Genomic DNA, 18110 nt, shown 5'->3' on the forward strand with positions numbered 1-18110 from the left:
CAGGCCGAGATGGACGCCCAGCGCGGGCGCTTCGTCGAAGGCTGCAAGACCAACTCCGACATCGAAGCCAAGCGCGCCAACGAGCTGTTCGACTTGATCGACAAATTCGCAGGCTACGGCTTCAACAAGTCGCACGCGGCGGCCTATGCGCTGCTCGCCTATCAAACGGCGTGGATGAAGGCGCATTACCCGGAAGAATTCTACGCCGCCTCGATGTGCTTCGACATGCACCAGTCGGAGAAATTGAACGTCTTCGTAGATGACGCGCGCCGCTATCCGGGCGGACAGGGCGGGGTCGAGGTGCTGGCGCCCTGCATCAACGCCTCCGAGGCCGAGTTCACCGTCGAGCAGACCGACACGGGCTATGCGGTGCGCTATGCGCTCGCCGGGATCCGCAATGTCGGCGAGAAGGCGATGGAGGCGATCGTCGCCGAGCGGCAGGCGAACGGGCCCTTCGCCAGCCTCAAGGATCTGTTCGAACGCGTGCCGCAGGGCACGATGAACCGTCGCCAATTGGAGGGCCTGATCTGTGCGGGCGCCTTCGACGGGTTGGAGCCCAATCGCGCGCTGCTGTTCGCCAACGCCGATCTGCTGATGGCAGTCGCCGATGCCGCGATCCGCGAAAGGTCGAGCGGGCAGGTCGGCCTGTTCGGCGGCGACGCAGGCCCTGCCGAAGACCTGCGCCTTCAAGCCTGCGAGCCGTGGAGCCGCACCGAGCGCATGGCCAAGGAGCGCGAGAATTTCGGCTTCTATTTCTCCGCCCACCCGGTGCAGCAATATCGCGAGGCCGCCTCGGCCAATGGCGCGCGCACCTACCAGAGCCTGATGGAAGCGGGCGCTCCTGCAGGCGGGAAAGGCTCTGCGGTGATGGCGGCGCTGGTCGAAGGCATCACCAAGGCGCGCACCCGCAAGGGCGGCGCTTTCGTGCGCGCGGATTTTTCCGACTCCTCCGGCCAGTTCTCCGCCGCCTGTTTCGAGGAATCGCTGGTGCCCGATTTCGAGCGCTGGGCGCAAGGCGGCGAGTGTCTGCTGCTCACTGTCGAGCTGGATTCGCCCAACCCCGACGAGCCGCCGCGCCTCACCGTGCGCGGCGCGCGCCCGCTTGCCGCAGTGAGCGGCACCACCGCGATGGAGCTCAGCGCCGAGATCGCGAGCCTCGAGGCCCTGCTCGAACTCCAGATCGAGCTCGACGTCGCGCGCGGCGAGCGTCCGACCGGCGCGGGCGAGGTAGTGGTGACGCTCGCGCTTGCCGATGGCGGGCAGGCGAAGCTGTGCCTGGGCCGCAATTTCGTGCTGACCGGCGAGCTGGCCGAGCGGCTCGCCAATGTCGCAGGGATCGCCAAGGTCAACCTCGCGCCGCTGAAGAAGCGCGGCAACCTGAGGCTGGTCGCATAGAAGAAAGGGGCCGGATCGCTCCGGCCCCTTCCTCGGGTAATTCTTTGGTGAGAAGACCTACATTCCCGAACCGGGACCATAGGTGATCTCGACCCGGCGGTTCTGCGGCTCGCGCACGCCGTCGGCAGTGGGCACGCGCGGCTGGCTCTCGCCAAAGGCCTGACCCGCCATCTGACCTGCGGGTACCCCGCGCCCGGTAAGATAGCTCTGCACCGAGGCATTGCGGCGCTCGGCCAGCCCCTGGTTGTACTGCGCGCTCCCCGAGGTGTCGGTGTGCCCGGCGAGCATCACCCGCGCCGAGCCGCAATTGGCGTAGGCGCTTGCGGCATTGTTGAGGATGCCGGCCGCTTCCGGGCTGATGTCCGACCGGTCGAAGTCGAAGAACACGATGTAGGGGCCCGTGTTGCACTGCACCTGCGGCGGCGGAGGCGGGGGAGGCGGCGGCGGGGGAGGCGGCGGCGGGGGAGGCGGCGGGGGAGGCGGCGGGGGCGGCGGGGGCGCTTCCTGCGTGCTGCCGCCGAAACTGAAGATCAGGCTCCCCAGCACCGAATGGGCCGAATAGTCGGCGTTCAGGTCGTTGCCGTTCGCGCCCGTCAGGCGGAAGTCGTCGATGTTGAAGTAGCGGTACTTGACGCCCAGATCGACGTTGCGGGTAATCGGGAAGCGTGCCCCGCCGATCAGCTGCCAGGCGAAATCGGTGTCCTCGTCGTCGATCAGCGTGCCGACGCCTGCGACCTCGACCGGCAGCTCGAGCCGCGCCAAGCCCACGCCGCCGCCGCCATAGATCTGGAAGCCGTCATCTGCGCCGATTTCGACCAGCGCATTGACCATCCCGCTCCAGATTTCGAGATCGCGCTCGTTCTGGGCCACGGTGCCGACCGGCACGGTCGAGCCGGTGGGCAGGATCCCGACGTTCTCGACCGTCAGGCTGCGATACTTGGCGTTCTTGTACCCGCCCTCGGCCTCGAGCCGGAACGGGCCGAAATCGTAGCCGATGATCACGTCGCCATCGATGCCGACCTTGGTGCGGGCCGTGGCCGCGCGGGTGAAGTCATCGTCGCCGGTCCCGTCGTGGGGACGGACATCGACCGTCACCTTGTCCTTGAGGCTTACGCCGCCTTCGATGCCGATATAGGGCCCGTCGGCGTGCGCCGGAGCGGCGAAGGCAGCTGCGGCTGCTCCGACCAGCAGAAATGTCGTCTTTTTCATTATCCTGTTACCTCATAATCCAGTGGTCTGCCGGCGCCCGGAGAGGGGCTCCGGGCCGCGCGCGAAGGCGCAGCCGTTCCCGGCGGGTGAAGGGCAAGGTCGCCGGGATGCGGATTGTTGCATCGGTCAAGGCAGACCGTGCCGGTGATTGGCCGAAGCGATTGCCAAGCGGCGAGGGGCGCGGCATGAACTGCGCGGTGCACCATGCCACGCATGGGCTGGGGACAACACGAGAGGAGAGAGACAGGCCATGGCGACCACGCGCCTCGGAGCAATGCAGGAATGGACCATGCGGGTGACCGCGGTGATCGATCACGCCGCGCGCGAGGCAGGCGGGCGTGAGATCGTCAGCCGCTGGGCCGATGGCAGCGTGACCCGCACCGATTGGGCGGGCATTCGCCGCGATGCGCTGAAGATGGCGCAGGCTTTGCAACGCCTGGGGCTTAAACCGGGCGACAAGGTCGCGAGCCTTGCCATGAACCACGCCCGCCACCTCGTCAGCTGGTATGGCGTGGCGGGGATGGGCGGCGTGCTCCATACGGTGAACCCGCGCCTGTTCGACGACCAGCTCGAATATATCGTGACCCATGCCGAGGACCGCGTGCTGATCTATGACGCGGCGTTCCAGCCGATCGTCGACCGCATGAAGGCGCGCTGGCCGACCGTCGAGCACTACATCTGCTACGATTCCGGCGACCACGCCCCCGCCTTCGAGGACTGGATCGCAGCCGAGGACGGCGATTTCGAATGGGTCACCGGCCCCGAGAGCGACCCCTGCATGATCTGCTACACCAGCGGCACCACCGGCAATCCCAAGGGCGTGCAATACGAGCACCGCTCGACCGTTATGCACGCCATGGCCGGGCTGCAATCGGCGGCGTTCAATTTCTCGAGTGCCTCGGTGATGCTCCCGGTTGTGCCGATGTTCCACGCGGCGAGCTGGGGCCTGCCCTATGCGGGCGCGATGGCGGGGATCAAGTTCGTGTTCTCGGCGGTCAACGATCCGGCGGTGCTGCATGATCTGATGATCCGCGAGGGCGTGACCGATTCTGCGGGCGTGCCGACTGTGTGGCTCGCGCATTTCCAGTATTGCGACCGCGAGGGCCTCGACCTGCCGCCCTTGAAGGCGGCGACCATCGGCGGCTCGGCAGCGCCGAAATTCATGATCGAGCGGCTGATGAAGAACGGCACCCGCGTCCAGCATGCCTGGGGCATGACCGAGACCAGCCCGATCGGCACCGTTGGCGGGCCGACCTGGGACTGGGACACGCTCACCCTGGAACAGAAGATCGAGAAGACCGCGATGCAGGGCCGCCCGATCTTCGGGGTGCAGCTACGCACCGTCGACCTGTCCGACATGACCACCGAACTGCCGCGCGACGGCAAGACCTCGGGCGCGCTCCAGATCCGCGGCCCCTGGATCATCAAGCGCTACTTCAAGGCGGAAACTGATGCGGTCGGCAATGACGGGTGGTTCGACACCGGCGATGTCGGCATTCTCCACCCCGACGGCACCCTGCAACTCACCGACCGCACCAAGGACGTGATCAAGTCGGGCGGCGAGTGGATCAGCTCGGTCGAGCTCGAGAACGCCGCCTGCGGGCACCCCGCGGTCGCCGAGGCGGCGTGCATCGGCATCCCCCACCCCAAGTGGGACGAGCGCCCGGTGCTGTTCGTGGTGAAGAAGGCCGGGGCGGAGTGCTGCGCCGATGACATCCTCGAACACCTCAAGCCCCAGATCGCCAAGTGGTGGATGCCCGACGCGGTCGAATTCGTCGATGACATCCCGCACACTGCGACCGGCAAGATTTCGAAGAAGGACCTGCGCGACCGCTTTGCGGATTACACGCTTGCCTGAGGCGGCAATCCGGCCCGCGTACGAGGGCGATGCGCAGGCCATCGCCGCGATCTATGCCTGGCACGTGGCGAACGGCACCGCGACCTTCGACACCGCCGCTCCCGATGCGGCGGCGTGGGCGGAGAAGATTGCCGACTTCGCCGCGCGGGGGCACCCCTTCCTTGTCGCCGAACGCGGCGGGGCGGTGGTGGCCTATGCCTACGCCGGCCGCTTCCGCGACCGCGCGGCCTATGCGCATACCTGCGAGGACAGCATCTATATTTCGCATGACGCGCGCGGGCAGGGGATCGGCAGCGCGCTGCTTCCGGCGCTGATCGACGCCGCGCGGGCGAGCGGCTTTGCGCAGATGCTTGGCGTTATCGGCGGCGGCGAGCCTGCTTCCGTGGCGCTCCATGCGAAGTGCGGCTTCGTCCACGCGGGCCGCATGCGCAATGTCGGCAAGAAATTCGGCCGCCTGCTCGATACCGTGTACATGCAATGCGACCTGACAGGAGAGGGATGGGACAATGAGTGAGGTTTACATCGACCCTTCGCCGGCGAACTTCCAGTCCTTCAAGGGCCTGCCGCGCGACACGCCGATCAACATGCTCAACCTGCTGCTCTACCGCGAGACGGCCGAATATCCCGAGGGCCACGAGCACGCGGGCAAGGGCTGGAGCGGGCGGCGCGCCTATGAGGAATATGGCAGGACAAGCGGCCCGATCTTCCAGCGCCTTGGCGGCAAGATCCTGTGGCGCGGGCGGTTCGAGACGATGGTGACCGGGCCGGAAGTGCGCGAGTGGCACGACGGCTTCATCGCCCACTACCCTAACGCAGGCGCCTTCTTCGCGATGATCAAGGACCCCGATTACCAGCAGGCGGTAGTCAACCGCACTGCTGCCCTCGTCGACAGCCGCCTGATCCGCTTCGCTCCGGGCGAGGCGGGGGAGGGGTTTGGCTAACCCGGTTCAGCGCGCCTTCCTGAGGTGCGCTTCCGCAAAATCCGCCACCCGTTCCACATTGGCGTCGCCCTCGAACACTGGCGACCAGAAGCTGTTGTCGCCGTGGGACGTGCCCTCGAACTGATCGACTTCGACCGGCACCCCGGCCATCCGCAGCGCGTCTGCCAGAATGGTCGTCTGAGCGACCGGGACCAGGCAGTCCTCGCTGCCCACTTGGAGCAGGAACGGCGGGTCTGCGGCATCGATATAGGTGATCGGGTTGGTGGCGCTCACCTTGTCCGGCACGGTTCTGACCGGGGCGCCGAGATACAGGGACTCAAAGGAATTTGCCGCCTCGTGATTTGGCGAGCAGCCCTGTGCGCGCGCTTGCTCCTCCATCAGCAGGAAATCATGCACCCCGTACCAGTCGATCACCGCGTTTACGTGGGCAGAGACGCCGGGGTTGCCGAGCGCCGGGTTGTCGAACACCGCGGCATTGCCGGTCGTCCCGATCAGCGCGGCCAGATTGCCGCCTGCCGATTGCCCGAAGACGACAAAGCGCTCCGGATCAAGGCGATAGCGCGCGGCATTGGCACGCAGGAAGCGCACCGCGGCCTTGGCATCCTCGATCGCGGCGGGAAAGCGCGCTTCGGGAGTGAGCCGGTAGTCGATCGTGGCAACCGCGATCCTGCGCGCGCGCAGCGCATCGAGGATCTTGCGGGAGAGCATCCCCTTGTCGCCCTTCCAGAACCCGCCGCCGTGGATGTTGATCACCAGCGGGAAGGGCCCCGGGCCCTCGGGAAGATAGAGATCGAACGTCTGGCTCGCCGAAAGCGGCGCATAGGCGATATCGGCGTGATCGGGCGCGGGCGGCCAGGTCGTGAACGCGACCGCCACCGACAGCGCTAAGGCTGCGGCGAGCAGCACCGGTCTCTTGATTCGCATGGGGCAGCTCCCGATCGGGCAGAGGGGCGCCGGGCTGGCCGGCGCCGTCACCGGTCACTCGTCGTAGAGGTAGCCGAAGAAGTCCGAGACCGAGGCGAACCACAGGCCGATCTGGCTCGAATAGTTCGCGCGGGTGATGCCGCCATCGGCGATGATGTACATCCGGACCGAGATGGTGCCGTCCTCATCGAGATAGGCGCGGCCGAAATTTTCCTTGTAATTGTAGGTGTTGATCGCCTCGATCACCTGCTCGCGGGTGCGGCCCTCAGGCTCGAAGGTGGCGAGCATCGAGGAGCCGAGGCACTTTGTTTTGGCGACATTGTCCTCGCAGGCGAGCAGCAGGGCATCGGCGATCACGCCACCATCGAATTCGAAGTCGATTCGTTCGGCTTTCGGATCGGTGGTGGTGATCGTGGCGCCCGCATCGACCAGCGCGCGCTCGAAATCGGCGCGGGTGAAGTGCTGGATGCTCTGCGCCTGCGCGCTGGTGGTGGTGAGTGCCAAAGCAGCGGCGGCGGCAAGAACAGTCCAGCGCATGAATCCCCCTTTGTGGTCGCGTGGTTGCGGCCAAGCGTATCACAGCAGCGACAATTGACCATCCCTTTGTGGCGGGCAGAAACGCGTGCAATCGAGTTCGAAGCGGGTGCGTTCCTGGCCTTGACCGATCCCGGCCTTGCGACAGGCGAGCCGGAAGCGCGCCCGGAACAGGTCGGCCCACACGCCTTGCGGATTGAAGCGGCTGTGGAAGTTCGGATCATTGTCGCGCCCGCCGCGCATCTCCCTGACAATGCTCATGACTCTGCCGGCACGCTCGGGGAAGTGGACGGCGAGCCACTCGCGGAACAGCGGGGCGACCTCGTGGGGGAGGCGCAGCGGAATCCAGCCGACACTGCGCACCCCCAGCTCGGCCACGCGGGCGATGATGCCTTCCATGAATTCGTCGGTGATCGCCGGAATCACGGGCGAGAGCGAACAATGCACCGGCACCCCCAATTCGACCAGTTTGGCAAGCGCAATCAACCGCTTCGACGGCGCGGCGCAGCGCGGTTCGAGTTTTCCCGAAAGCAGCGGATCGAGTGTCGTCACCGACACCGACACCGCCACCAGCTTCTCGCGCGCCATCTGCTCCAGCAGGTCGGCGTCCCACAGCACCCGGTCGGACTTGGTGGTGATGGTGACGGGGTGGCGCGTCTCGCGACAGACTTCGAGGATCTGGCGGGTGATGCGGTAATCGCGCTCGATCGGCTGATAGGGATCGGTGTTGGTGCCGAGCGCGATGGGCTTTGGCGAATAGCCCTTTTTCGCCAGCGTCTTGCGCAGCAAAGCTGCCGCATCGGGCTTGGCGAACAGCCGCGTCTCGAAATCGAGCCCGGGCGAGAGGTCGTGATAGGCGTGGGTGGGGCGGGCAAAGCAATAGACGCAGCCCTTTTCGCACCCGCGATAGGCGTTGATCGAGCGGTCGAAGGGCACGTCGGGGGACTGATTGAAGGTAAGGATCGACTTGGGCCGCTCCACGGTCACCGTGGTGCGCAGCTTGACGGGGGGGCCATCAAGGCTCGCAACATGATCGCGCCAGTCGCCATCGGCCTCCCGCTCCGCCAGCCCGAAGCGGGTCGGAACCGCCCCCGATTGCGCCCCGCGCCCTTTGATCGGCAAATGTTTCACGTGGAACATTTACGGAACAAAGGGCGCTGTGCCAAGCCCCCTTATCGGTGGAACTGCCCGGCATCTGCCCGACCAAGACCATCAACGGGGTGGCAATCACCTGGCCATCACGCGGCAACCACAGCGCGACGGCCTTGCGTTCAGACTTCCTTGAGGCGCGGCATCAGCTCGACGAAGTTGCAGGGACGATTGCGGCTGTCGAGCTGCTCGGCGAGGATCCCGTCCCAACCGTCCTTGACCGCACCGTTCGAACCGGGAAGCGCGAAGATATAGGTCCCGCGCGCCACCACCGCCATCGCGCGGCTCTGGACGGTGCTGGTGCCGATGGTCTGGAAGCTGAGCCAGCGGAACAGCTCGCCAAAACCCGGGATCTCGCGCGCGCCTGCGATCATGCCGAGCGCTTCGGGGGTGACATCGCGGCCCGTCAGTCCGGTGCCGCCGGTGGAGACCACCGCGTCGATGGCAGGGTCGTCGATCCAGCTCTCGAACTGTGCAGCGAGGCTTGGCGCGTCATCCTTGACGATCATGCGCGCCGCAAGGTTGTGCCCTGCACCGGTCACGCGCCCGGCGAGGATGTCGCCCGAGGTGTCGGTCTCGGGAGTGCGCGTATCAGAAACGGTGAGAACAGCGATATTTATCGGCTTGAAAACCTTGGTCTCGTCAATCGCCACGCGCGCGCTCCTCTACCGCTCCCGACTTGCGGAACGGGTGGTAGCAGCTTGCGGAAACTCGGGCCAGCGCCCTTGCGCGAGCGCGCGGCGGCTGGGGGACTGCACGCCGGCGGCACGTTCATACATCCAGTAATTGCGCATCACGATCGCGACATAGCCGCGGGTCTCCCAATAAGGGATCGATTCCATCCACAGCAGCGGATCGCCCTGATCGTTGATCTCGGTATTCCAGCGCGCAATCGGCGTCAGCCCTGCGTTATAGGCGGCCATGATCTTGGGCAGGACACCGCCGGTCGCGGGGGAATCGCGCAGCATCTCGAGGTGCCGCTGGCCATAGGCGAGGTTGACCTGCGGATCGTTGAGATCCTCGTAGGAGGCGCCGAGGCTGAGGCGGCCCGCATGGTCGCGCGCGGTGCCCGGCATGATCTGCATCAGCCCGCGCGCATTGGCGGGGCTCACTGCGGCGGCGCGGAAGTTCGATTCCTGCAAGGCATGGGCAAAGGCCAGCGCCGGATCGACCTGCCAGCCGCCCACCGGCTGCCAATTGGCGACCGGGAAGCGCAAGGCCGGATCGCTGCTGCTGCCATAGGGCGCGTTGTGGGCCATGAACAGCTGGGTCGAGGGCAGGCCAAGCTCGCGCGCCAGCCGGGCGAGGGCCGCATATTGGTAGGCCGGGCCGATCTTCGCCTCGTAGCGAAGCACTTCATCGGCAAGGCTTGGGCGACCGATCTCGATCAGCGCGGCGGCGACGCGGACGTTGGGGCGCTGCTGGAGCTGGCTCCAGTCCTCGCGGCTCAAGGGCGAAGGCGCGGCGTGCTGCGGCAATTCCACACCGAGCTGGTCGGCTGCGAGCATGCCGTAGAGCGTCTCGTCCATCTGCGCTGCGGCGTTGAGGTGCTGTGCCGCCTGCCCCGGCTCGCGGCAGCGCACCGCCGCGCGGCTGGCCCAGTAATGCCCGGCCGCGGCCAGTTCGACATTGGAGGCGCGTTCCGACACGCGCGCAAAGGCCTCGCCCGCCAGCTGGCAATAGCCCATGCGCCAGGCGGCCAGGCCCTCGACCCAGGCGCCTTCGGGCACCCATTCGCCGGTGCCCTCGACGACGGTGCGCGCGAGTTCCAGCGCGGCATTGTCCTGGTTCTCGATATAGTAGCTCCACGCCACGCGCTGGCGCCATTCGGCGCGCGCATCGCCCGAGAGCAGCGGATCGATCTCGGCGAGCAGGCGCTGCGCGTCGGTGGGATTGTCGGCCTTGATCGCGGCGAGGATCGCGCTGGCGGTGCTGGCGGGCATGGTGCCGTCGGTCACGTTGCGGGGCAGGATGCGCTTGGGGGCATAGGGCTGGCGCGCGAAGCCCTGGCCTGCGGGGAGCATGGGGAGCGCGGTCAGTCCGCGCTTGGCGCCCATCTTGGCGAGCTGTTCGGCCTGGGGCAGATCGGTGCCCGCGGCAAACCAGCGGGCGATCTGGTCGGCCGAGACCTTGGGGCTCTTGGCGTGGGTGTAGTATTCGGCGAGCGCGGCCTGGGTCAGCACGCCATCGGGGCGCTGGGCGATGAGGCTTTCGACCTGCGGCCATTGTTCGGCATCGATCGCGGCAAAAAGCTGGCGGTAGGCGTTGCGTTCCTCGGGGGAAAGCACCGCGGTCAGCGCGCGCTCTCCGGGCGTCGCGCCGTTCCAGCGCGCCACCAGATCGCCCGCCTGCGCGGCCGCCGGGGCATGGAAGCCCGCGCTCGCCAGCACCATCGCCGCCAGCGCCGCGCCGCCGCGCTTCAGTTTGTGGCCGACCATTCCATCCATCTCCGCCAGAACCGGGACTTGAGCCGGGGCATGTCCATCAGGGCATCGAGCGCTTCGCTCGACAGAACCGGGACCTTGCCCGCAATGTAGTTGATTTCACGTAAAGGTTGATCGCGCGAACCGGCTGGCCCCGCGCCCAGCATCGGCCCCAGGGCGCTGCCGAAGGCGATCAGGCGGGCCGGCGCGACGAGCTTGACGTGGTGCGCCGTCACCGCGTCCATGCCGCCTGCCGCCAGCCCGGGAAGATCGGCCATCGGGGCATGGGCTGGGAGTGCGGCGGCGATATAGACCGCGCGTTCCTCAAGGCCCATCGCGGCAAGGATATTGGCAAGCAGCCGCCCTTGCGGCCCGTCGAGCAGCCGCTCGCGGTCATCGGCTTCGGGCTGGGGAACCAGCACCATCACCGCTGCGCCCGCTTCCCCGCGCGGGGGCACGCGCGGGAAGCCGTGCGAGGGCGAGAGCTCGGCAGTTTCCATCCACCATTGGCGGAAGGCGGCAAGATCGCCCGGGGGCGAATCGCCGAGCCAGTCGCGGCGCGGGGATGCTGTGCGTTCGGATGCCGCGGGCAAGGGAGCGGCCGTGCGCGCAACAATATCTTGAGCGGGCGAAACCAGCGCCTTGGCACCGGCGCGGCTGGCGGCGAGGCCCTGCGCCCCGGCCATTGCGGCGGCCACGCGCGGATCGGCCAGCCACGTCGTAGCGTCATCGTCAAAGTCGCAATCGACCCCGGCCAGGTTCCACCAGGCCAGCGCCGCTTCGAATTCATGCGCGAGGGAAGGGGCCAGCGGGCTCATCAGGGGGTCATGCTATCCATCGCGGGTCTTGACTGTCCGCCGAGCGCTTAGCAAGTGGACAGGCAAGGCATATCGCCAGACTGCGGCCCCCAAGCGGTCAAAACCAACAAGGATCAGGAAAGCCCGATGGTCGAACGTGAATCAATGCCCTGCGACGTGGTGATCGTCGGCGGCGGTCCTGCGGGTCTCTCCGCGGCGATCCGGCTGAAGCAGATCAACGCCGAGCTTGAGGTGATCGTGCTCGAAAAGGGCTCGGAGATCGGCGCGCATATCCTGTCGGGCGCGGTGGTCGATCCCAAGGCGCTGGACGAGCTGCTGCCCGAGTGGCGCGAGCAAGGCTGCCCGATGGCGGAAACCCCGGTGACCGACAACTGGCACTGGGTGCTCTCGAAGGGCGGCAAGACCTCGCTCCCCCACGCGCTGATGCCGCCGCTGATGAGCAACCACGGCTGCTACACCGGCAGCCTCGGCAACATGACGCGCTGGCTGGCCGAACAGGCCGAGGCGCTGGGCGTGATGGTGTTCCCCGGCTTCCCCGCCGCCGACGTGATGATCGACGAGGAGGGCCGCGTCGCCGGTGTCATCACGCAGGACATGGGCGTTGCCGCCGATGGCAGCCACAAGGGCGACTACCAGCCCGGCATGGAGATCCACGCCAAGTATACTCTGTTTGCCGAGGGCGCACGCGGCAACCTCACCAAGCGGATGAAGGCGAAGTACGACCTTGAGGCGAACTGCCAGCCGCAGGTCTATGGCCTCGGCATCAAGGAATTGTGGGACATCGATCCCAAGAAGCACAAGCCTGGCCGGGTGATCCACACGCAGGGCTGGCCGCTTACCGAGAGCGACAGCTGGGGCGGGGGCTTCCTCTACCATCAGGCCAACGGGCAGGTGGCCTTGGGCTTCGTCACCGCGCTCGATTACAAGAACCCCTGGGTCTCGCCCTATCAGGAATTCCAGCGCTGGAAGAACCACCCGGCGATCCGCGAATATCTCGAAGGCGGCAAGCGGGTGAGCTATGGCGCACGCGCTATCAACGAGGGCGGCTGGCAATCCGTGCCCAAGCTCGCCTTCCCCGGCGGCGCTCTGATCGGCTGCGCGGCGGGCTTCGTCAACGTGCCCCGGATCAAGGGCAGCCACACCGCGATGAAGAGCGGGATGCTGGCGGCCGAGAGCATCGCTGCGGCGATCGCGGCGGGTCACGAGAAGACGGAGCTCAATGATTACGACGCCGCCGTGCGCTCGAGCTGGATCGCGGACGAGCTGAAGGTCGTCCAGAACGCCGAGCCTGCGGTCGCCAAGTTCGGCGGCGATATCGGCACGCTCGTCGCCGGCATCGACATGTGGATGCGCACATTGAAGATCGGCCTGCCGATCTCGATGAAGCACCACAAGGACTACACCATGACGGGCCGCGCCGATCTCTATCCGAAGATCGACTACCCCAAGCCCGATGGCGTGATAACCTTCGATAAGCTCACCAACGTCGCCTACAGCTACACCAACCATGCCGAGGATCAGCCCTGCCACCTGCAGGTGAAGGATCTCGAGCTGCAGAAGGAAAGCGAGCTGGCGGTGTTCGGCGGCCCGTCCGCGCGCTACTGCCCGGCGGGGGTCTACGAATGGCTGACCGACGAGAAAACCGGCGAGCCCAAGTTCCAGATCAACTCGCAGAACTGCGTCCACTGCAAGACCTGCGACATCAAGGACCCCAACCAGAACATCAACTGGGTGACGCCGGAAGGCGGCGGCGGGCCGAACTATCCGAATATGTGATGGAGCCCGCTTCTGCCGATCAGCTTGTGCCCGAACTGACCCAGTGGAACTTGGGCAAGGGCATCTCGCTGGCCGACTGGATCTATATTGTTGGTCGGGCTGACCACGCGTTGGGATTTCAGGCGTTACTCTGGCCTCGGCTCGTCGAATTCGAGGGCTACGTTTTTCGAGAGGAAGTCGATGCTGACCGCCTGCGAGGGTGGGAAGCATCGGGAGCGACGCGCTCGCAGATCGAAACGGCGATGAACGCGTTGTTCCTCGACGCGGCTTTCCCGAATGACGATACCGATGGTCCGCTCAAGGAGCAGCAGATTGTATCGATGGCTACGATCATGTGCGACATCCTTTGGGTCAAGCTGAGTGCAGAGTTCCCGACCCGCGCATTCTCGGTCTTTTTGATGGAAGGCGAGGATTTTGGCGTCAGCTTCTGCCAATCCTGAAGTGCTCGTGACACGCAAAGAAACCGCTTGTGCCAAGATCAACCTCGCGCCTCTTGCGGTCAGCTTGCTGATGGGTTGCGCCCACACGAAAGTGCCACAAGCGGTCGCGTCCGACGATCAGGCGTGCGAGCGCGTGATGTCGGTGCTCGCTGCAAACAAGACCTACCGCGCAGAGCAGATGGCAAGCTGCGACGGGGGAAGGGATGACAATCATCCCGGCTACTACGTCCTGCGCGTCAACGCTTATTGCCGCGACCCACAAGGCTGCGGCAGCGTGCTGCTCGGCTGGTATGCGGTCGAGGCGGCGACCGGCGCGGTGCATGATTGGGATGTGGCCGAGTGGCAAATCGGCCCACGGATCGACCGGAACAACTGATGCGCGAAACCGCCTACGCCAAGATCAACCTCGCGCTGCATGTTCGCAGGCGGCGGGAGGATGGGTATCACGAGCTTGAGACCCTGTTCGCCTTCGTCGATGCGGGCGATGTGCTGAGCGCAGCGCCTGCCGCCGCCGACAGCGTCACCACGCTGGGAGAGTTTGCGGGGGTGCTGGACAATCCTTTCGACAATCTCGTCGCCCGCGCGCTCTCCGCACTCCCGCGCCCGCAGGGCCTCGCTGTGACGCTGGAGAAGAACCTCCCCGTCGCGGCTGGCCTCGGCGGCGGGTCGGCGGATGCGGGGGCGGTGTTCCGGATGGTCGAGGCACTCCACGGCTTGCCCAATGACTGGCAGGCGAGGGCGGCGAAACTTGGCGCGGATGTGCCCGCCTGCGTCCTCAGCCGCACCCATATCGGGCTCGGCACCGGCACCGAGCAGCTTGCGGTCGAAGACGACCTTGCCGGAACCCCCGTCCTGCTGGTCAACCCGCGCGTGCCGCTATCGACCGGGCCGGTGTTCAAGGCTTGGGACGGTGAGGACAGGGGCGCGCTGCCGCAAGGCCCCGCATCGCAAATCGCAAGGGAAGGGCGCAACGATCTCGAAGCCCCCGCCATTGCGCTGTGCCCGGTGATCGCCGAGGTGCTCAGCGCCCTGCAAGCAACCAACCCGTGGCTCGCCCGCATGTCCGGCTCGGGCGCGACTTGCTTTGCGCTCTATGGCACGCCGGAGGCCCGCGACGCGGCGGCGGCGGCCATACCGGACGAATGGTGGATCATGGCGGGGCGGCTGCGGTGAGCGAAGTCTTCCGCCAGATCGGCACGCCTCAGCGCGGCGGCATCGTCTGCGTCGTCGACCACGCCTCGAACCGCGTGCCAGCCGACATCACCCTCGGCATCCCCGCGCACCTGCTCCACGAACACATCGCCGTCGATATCGGCACCGAGGCGATCGCCGAACTGCTCGCCCGCGACCACGCCATCCCCGCCCACATCGCCGCCGTCAGCCGCCTCGTGTGCGATCTCAACCGCGAGGAGACCGCCCCCGGACTCGTCCCCGAAGCCAGCGACGGGCACCCGATCCCCGGCAATGTCGGCGCCGACCGCGAGGCGCGCCTCGACCGCTTCCACCGGCCCTACCATACCGCGCTGGCACAATGGCTGACCGCGAGCGAACCCACGTTGATCCTCTCGCTCCACTCCTTCACGCCGCGGCTCGAAACCTCGGACGCCGCACGGCCGTGGCACGTCGGCGTGCTCTACAATCAGGACGAGCGCGCCGCCCGCATCGCCATCCCGCTGCTGGAGGCGCAGGGGCTGAACGTCGGCGACAACCTCCCCTATTCGGGGCGCGACCTCAACTACACCATGAACCGCCACGCGGAAGGCGAGGGCCGCCCCTATCTCGGCGTCGAACTGCGCCAGGACCTGACGCAAACCCCCGCAGATCATTCCCGCTGGGCCGCAATATTGGCAGATATTGCGCAGAGGGTTGCGTCGGCGCTTCGCTAGAGGCAGGGGGCGTTACGCAAAACGCCTGAAACGGGAAATCTTATGTCTCATACCTTCGACAAGTCGAAGCTCCCCAGCCGCCACGTCTCGGTCGGCCCGGAGCGCGCGCCGCATCGCTCCTATTACTACGCGATGGGCATGACCGAGGAGGAGATCGCCGCGCCCTTCGTCGGAGTGGTCAGCGCGGGCAACGACTCCGCGCCGTGCAACACCACCCTCAACGCCCAGGCCGATATCTGCCGCGAGGGCGTCATCGCGGGCGGCGGCACCCCGCGCCGGTTCAACACCATCACCGTCACCGATGGCATCGCGATGGGCCACCAGGGCATGAAGTCCTCGCTCATCAGCCGCGAGATCATCGCGGATTCGATCGAGGTTTCGGTCCGAGGCCACTGTTATGACGCGCTTGTCGGCTTTGCCGGCTGCGACAAGAGCCTGCCCGGCATGATGATGGCGATGCTGCGGCTGAACGTGCCGTCGATCTTCGTCTACGGCGGCTCGATCCTCCCCGGCACCCACCGCGGCAATGACGTGACCGTGGTCGACGTGTTCGAGGCGGTCGGGCAGTTCGCCGCGGGCAACTGCCCGCTGACCGAGCTGATCGCGCTCGAAAAGGTCGCCTGCCCCGGCCACGGCGCCTGCGGCGGGCAGTTCACCGCCAACACCATGGCCTGTGTCGGCGAGGCGATCGGATTATCCCTGCCGAACAGCAACATGGCGCCCGCGCCTTACAGATCGCGCGATGACATAGCCGTGGCCGCGGGCCGCCAGGTGATGGAGCTCGTCGCCCGCAATCTGCGCCCCCGCGACATCTGCACCCGCGAGGCCTTCATGAACGCCGCGCGTGTGGTCGCTGCGACCGGCGGCTCGACCAACGCCGCGCTCCACCTGCCCGCGATGGCGAGCGAGGCGGGGATCGACTTCGACCTGTTCGACGTCGCCGAGATCTTCAAATCAACGCCTTACATCGCTGACCTCAAGCCCGGCGGGAAGTATGTCGCCAAGGACATGCACGAGGCGGGCGGGGTCTACATGGCGATGAAGACGCTGCTCGACGGCGGGTTCCTCGACCCCAACCCCGTCACCGTCACCGGCAAGACCATCGGCGAGAACCTCGAGGAGATCACCTGGAACCCCGACCAGAAGGTCTTTTATGACGTGAAGACTCCGATCACGCCCACCGGCGGGGTCGTGGGCCTCAAGGGAACGCTCGCGCCCGATGGCGCGATCGTGAAGGTCGCCGGGATGGCGCGCCTCCAGTTCTCGGGCCCCGCGCGGGTGTTCGACTGCGAGGAGCACGCCTTCGCCGCCGTAGAACAGCGCGACATCGCCGATGGCTGCGTCATCGTGATCCGCTACGAGGGCCCCAAGGGCGGCCCGGGCATGCGCGAGATGCTCTCGACCACCGCCGCGCTCTACGGGCAGGGCATGGGCGAGAAGGTCGCGCTGATCACCGACGGGCGCTTCTCGGGCGCGACGCGCGGCTTCTGCATCGGCCATGTCGGCCCCGAAGCGGCCGACGGCGGCCCGATCGCGCTGGTCGAGGATGGCGACATCATCAGCATCGATGCGGTGGCCGGCACGATCGACCTCGAGGTGCCCGAGGAGGTGCTCGCCGCCCGCCGCGCGAAATGGCAGCCGCGCAGCAATGACTACCAGTCGGGCGCGCTGTGGCGCTATGGACAGGTCGTCGGCAAGGCGCGCTATGGTGCGCTCACCCACCCGGGAGCGAAAACGGAAACCCATGTCTTTGCGGATATCTAGCGCAGTCCTAGGCCTGTTTGCATTGGCGGGTTGCGGGGCGCAGAGCCCTGAGCCTGCGGGCGACACCATCGCCTGCGCGATCGGTACGGGCGCCGACTTTGCCGAAGTCTGCACGCTCGAGCGCGTCGCGGGCAGCCCGCAGATCGTCATCCACCACCCCGATGGCGGCTTCCGGCGGCTCACCTATGACCCCGCCACTGGCACGCTAGTCCCGCTCGACGGAGCCGAGCCGGTGGTGCTGGAAGAGGGTCAGGGCGTGCTGCAATTCGCGATTGGGCCCGACCGCTACCGCTTGCCCCGCGAACCCGCCGCCGCGCCGACCCCGTGAGCGGGTCCCAGGTCCTCACCGCCGACCAGATGCGCGCCGCAGAGCAGGCGCTGTTCGACGCGGGGACGAGCGTTTCCGAACTCATGGAGACGGCCGCAGGCGGCGCTGCGGAATGGATCCGGCGGATTGCCGCCGGCCGCTCTGTCACGGTGCTATGCGGGCCGGGCAATAATGGCGGGGACGGCTACGTGATCGCACGGCGACTGCGCGAGGCAGGCAATGCGGTCAGCGTGATCGCCCCGCTCGAACCCAAAACCGATGCCGCGCGCGAGGCGAAGGCGCGCTGGGACGGGCCGGTCGGCACGGCAGGCGGCGCTGTGGGAGACGTCTTCGTCGACTGCCTGTTCGGATCGGGCCTCACCCGCCCGCTGGTGCCCGAGCACGCGCTGCTGCTGCGCGATCTTGCCGCGCGGCACCGGATCAAGGTGGCAGTGGATGTGCCCTCGGGGGTGGCCAGCGACAGCGGGGTGGTGCTCAACGACAAGCTACCGGCCTTTGATCTGACGCTTGCGCTCGGTGCGTGGAAGTTCGCCCATTGGAGCCTGCCGGGCCGCGCGCTGATGGGGCAGTTGCGGCTTGTTCCCATCGGCATCGGCGCGGTCGCCGACGCCGCGCATCTGATCACCCGTCCGCACGTTGCCGCCCCCGCGGCCGACAGCCACAAG

Annotated in this window: 18 protein-coding genes and 1 pseudogene; 12 read left to right on the top strand and 7 right to left on the bottom strand. The window is 66.9% G+C overall.

Annotation, left to right across the window (positions count from 1 at the left end):
• Positions 1–1395 (top strand): annotated as a pseudogene (locus tag NBV68_RS08675) (DNA polymerase III subunit alpha); the annotation flags it as partial.
• 57 nt (positions 1396–1452) lie between these two features.
• Here NBV68_RS08675 and NBV68_RS08680 read toward each other — a convergent pair.
• Entirely contained in the window at positions 1453–2604 is a 1152-nt protein-coding gene (locus tag NBV68_RS08680; RefSeq protein WP_296308860.1) for an OmpA family protein, read from the bottom strand.
• A gap of 250 nt (positions 2605–2854) precedes the next feature.
• Between NBV68_RS08680 and NBV68_RS08685 the strand changes: the two genes are divergently transcribed.
• The 3 genes from NBV68_RS08685 to NBV68_RS08695 are packed head-to-tail and all read left to right on the top strand — an operon-like array spanning position 2855 to position 5403.
• The gene (locus tag NBV68_RS08685; RefSeq protein ID WP_296308861.1) at positions 2855–4462 is read left to right on the top strand and encodes a long-chain fatty acid--CoA ligase; all 1608 of its coding nucleotides are present in this window, start codon (positions 2855–2857) and stop codon (positions 4460–4462) included.
• Positions 4455–4976: a GNAT family N-acetyltransferase gene (locus tag NBV68_RS08690; protein ID WP_296308862.1), complete on the top strand. Its 522-nt coding sequence runs from the start codon at positions 4455–4457 to the stop codon at positions 4974–4976. The genes NBV68_RS08685 and NBV68_RS08690 overlap by 8 nt, the downstream gene beginning before the upstream one ends.
• On the top strand, positions 4969–5403 hold the full coding sequence (locus NBV68_RS08695) for a DUF1330 domain-containing protein (protein ID WP_296308863.1): 435 nt from the start codon (positions 4969–4971) through the stop codon (positions 5401–5403). The genes NBV68_RS08690 and NBV68_RS08695 overlap by 8 nt, the downstream gene beginning before the upstream one ends.
• A gap of 6 nt (positions 5404–5409) precedes the next feature.
• On the opposite strand, the gene NBV68_RS08700 is transcribed toward NBV68_RS08695, so the two are convergent.
• The 6 genes from NBV68_RS08700 to NBV68_RS08725 all read right to left on the bottom strand — a co-directional run bounded on the left by NBV68_RS08700 (position 5410) and on the right by NBV68_RS08725 (position 11251).
• Positions 5410–6327 (bottom strand): alpha/beta hydrolase, encoded by a 918-nt coding sequence (locus NBV68_RS08700; RefSeq protein WP_296308865.1) that lies wholly within the window; start codon positions 6325–6327, stop codon positions 5410–5412.
• Positions 6328–6381: 54 nt separating this feature from the next.
• Positions 6382–6864: a YbjN domain-containing protein gene (locus NBV68_RS08705; protein WP_296308867.1), complete on the bottom strand. Its 483-nt coding sequence runs from the start codon at positions 6862–6864 to the stop codon at positions 6382–6384.
• A gap of 39 nt (positions 6865–6903) precedes the next feature.
• The gene (locus NBV68_RS08710) at positions 6904–8001 is read right to left on the bottom strand and encodes a PA0069 family radical SAM protein (protein WP_296308869.1); all 1098 of its coding nucleotides are present in this window, start codon (positions 7999–8001) and stop codon (positions 6904–6906) included.
• A gap of 131 nt (positions 8002–8132) precedes the next feature.
• Positions 8133–8663, bottom strand: coding sequence for a molybdenum cofactor biosynthesis protein B (moaB, locus tag NBV68_RS08715; RefSeq protein ID WP_296308870.1), 531 nt, complete (start codon positions 8661–8663; stop codon positions 8133–8135).
• Positions 8664–8675: 12 nt separating this feature from the next.
• Complete coding sequence (locus NBV68_RS08720; protein WP_296308872.1) at positions 8676–10448, bottom strand: lytic transglycosylase domain-containing protein; 1773 nt, start codon at positions 10446–10448, stop codon at positions 8676–8678.
• Positions 10430–11251, bottom strand: coding sequence for a hypothetical protein (locus tag NBV68_RS08725; protein ID WP_296308873.1), 822 nt, complete (start codon positions 11249–11251; stop codon positions 10430–10432). The genes NBV68_RS08720 and NBV68_RS08725 overlap by 19 nt, the downstream gene beginning before the upstream one ends.
• 126 nt (positions 11252–11377) lie before the next feature.
• Here NBV68_RS08725 and NBV68_RS08730 point away from each other — a divergent pair, with 126 nt between their 5' ends.
• From NBV68_RS08730 to NBV68_RS08765, 8 genes are all read left to right on the top strand, one after another.
• Positions 11378–13027 (top strand): electron transfer flavoprotein-ubiquinone oxidoreductase, encoded by a 1650-nt coding sequence (locus NBV68_RS08730; RefSeq protein ID WP_296308874.1) that lies wholly within the window; start codon positions 11378–11380, stop codon positions 13025–13027.
• A complete protein-coding gene (locus NBV68_RS08735) occupies positions 13027–13467 on the top strand; it encodes a hypothetical protein (protein ID WP_296308875.1) in 441 nt (146 codons plus the stop codon). The genes NBV68_RS08730 and NBV68_RS08735 overlap by 1 nt, the downstream gene beginning before the upstream one ends.
• Positions 13442–13843: a hypothetical protein gene (locus NBV68_RS08740; protein WP_296308876.1), complete on the top strand. Its 402-nt coding sequence runs from the start codon at positions 13442–13444 to the stop codon at positions 13841–13843. The genes NBV68_RS08735 and NBV68_RS08740 overlap by 26 nt, the downstream gene beginning before the upstream one ends.
• Entirely contained in the window at positions 13843–14640 is a 798-nt protein-coding gene (locus NBV68_RS08745) for a 4-(cytidine 5'-diphospho)-2-C-methyl-D-erythritol kinase (protein WP_296308878.1), read from the top strand. Before NBV68_RS08740 ends, NBV68_RS08745 begins: the two co-directional genes overlap by 1 nt.
• Complete coding sequence (locus tag NBV68_RS08750; RefSeq protein WP_296308879.1) at positions 14637–15353, top strand: N-formylglutamate amidohydrolase; 717 nt, start codon at positions 14637–14639, stop codon at positions 15351–15353. The genes NBV68_RS08745 and NBV68_RS08750 overlap by 4 nt, the downstream gene beginning before the upstream one ends.
• Positions 15354–15395: 42 nt before the next feature.
• Entirely contained in the window at positions 15396–17117 is a 1722-nt protein-coding gene (gene ilvD, locus NBV68_RS08755; RefSeq protein ID WP_296308880.1) for a dihydroxy-acid dehydratase, read from the top strand.
• Between the two features lie 22 nt (positions 17118–17139).
• Positions 17140–17445 (top strand): hypothetical protein, encoded by a 306-nt coding sequence (locus NBV68_RS08760; protein ID WP_296308881.1) that lies wholly within the window; start codon positions 17140–17142, stop codon positions 17443–17445.
• Positions 17442–18110, top strand: a 669-nt coding sequence (locus NBV68_RS08765; RefSeq protein ID WP_296308882.1) for an NAD(P)H-hydrate epimerase, incomplete at its 3' end; no start/stop codon positions are given. The genes NBV68_RS08760 and NBV68_RS08765, both read left to right, overlap by 4 nt.

The organism is Erythrobacter sp., assembly GCF_023653175.1.
Taxonomy (GTDB): domain Bacteria; phylum Pseudomonadota; class Alphaproteobacteria; order Sphingomonadales; family Sphingomonadaceae; genus Erythrobacter.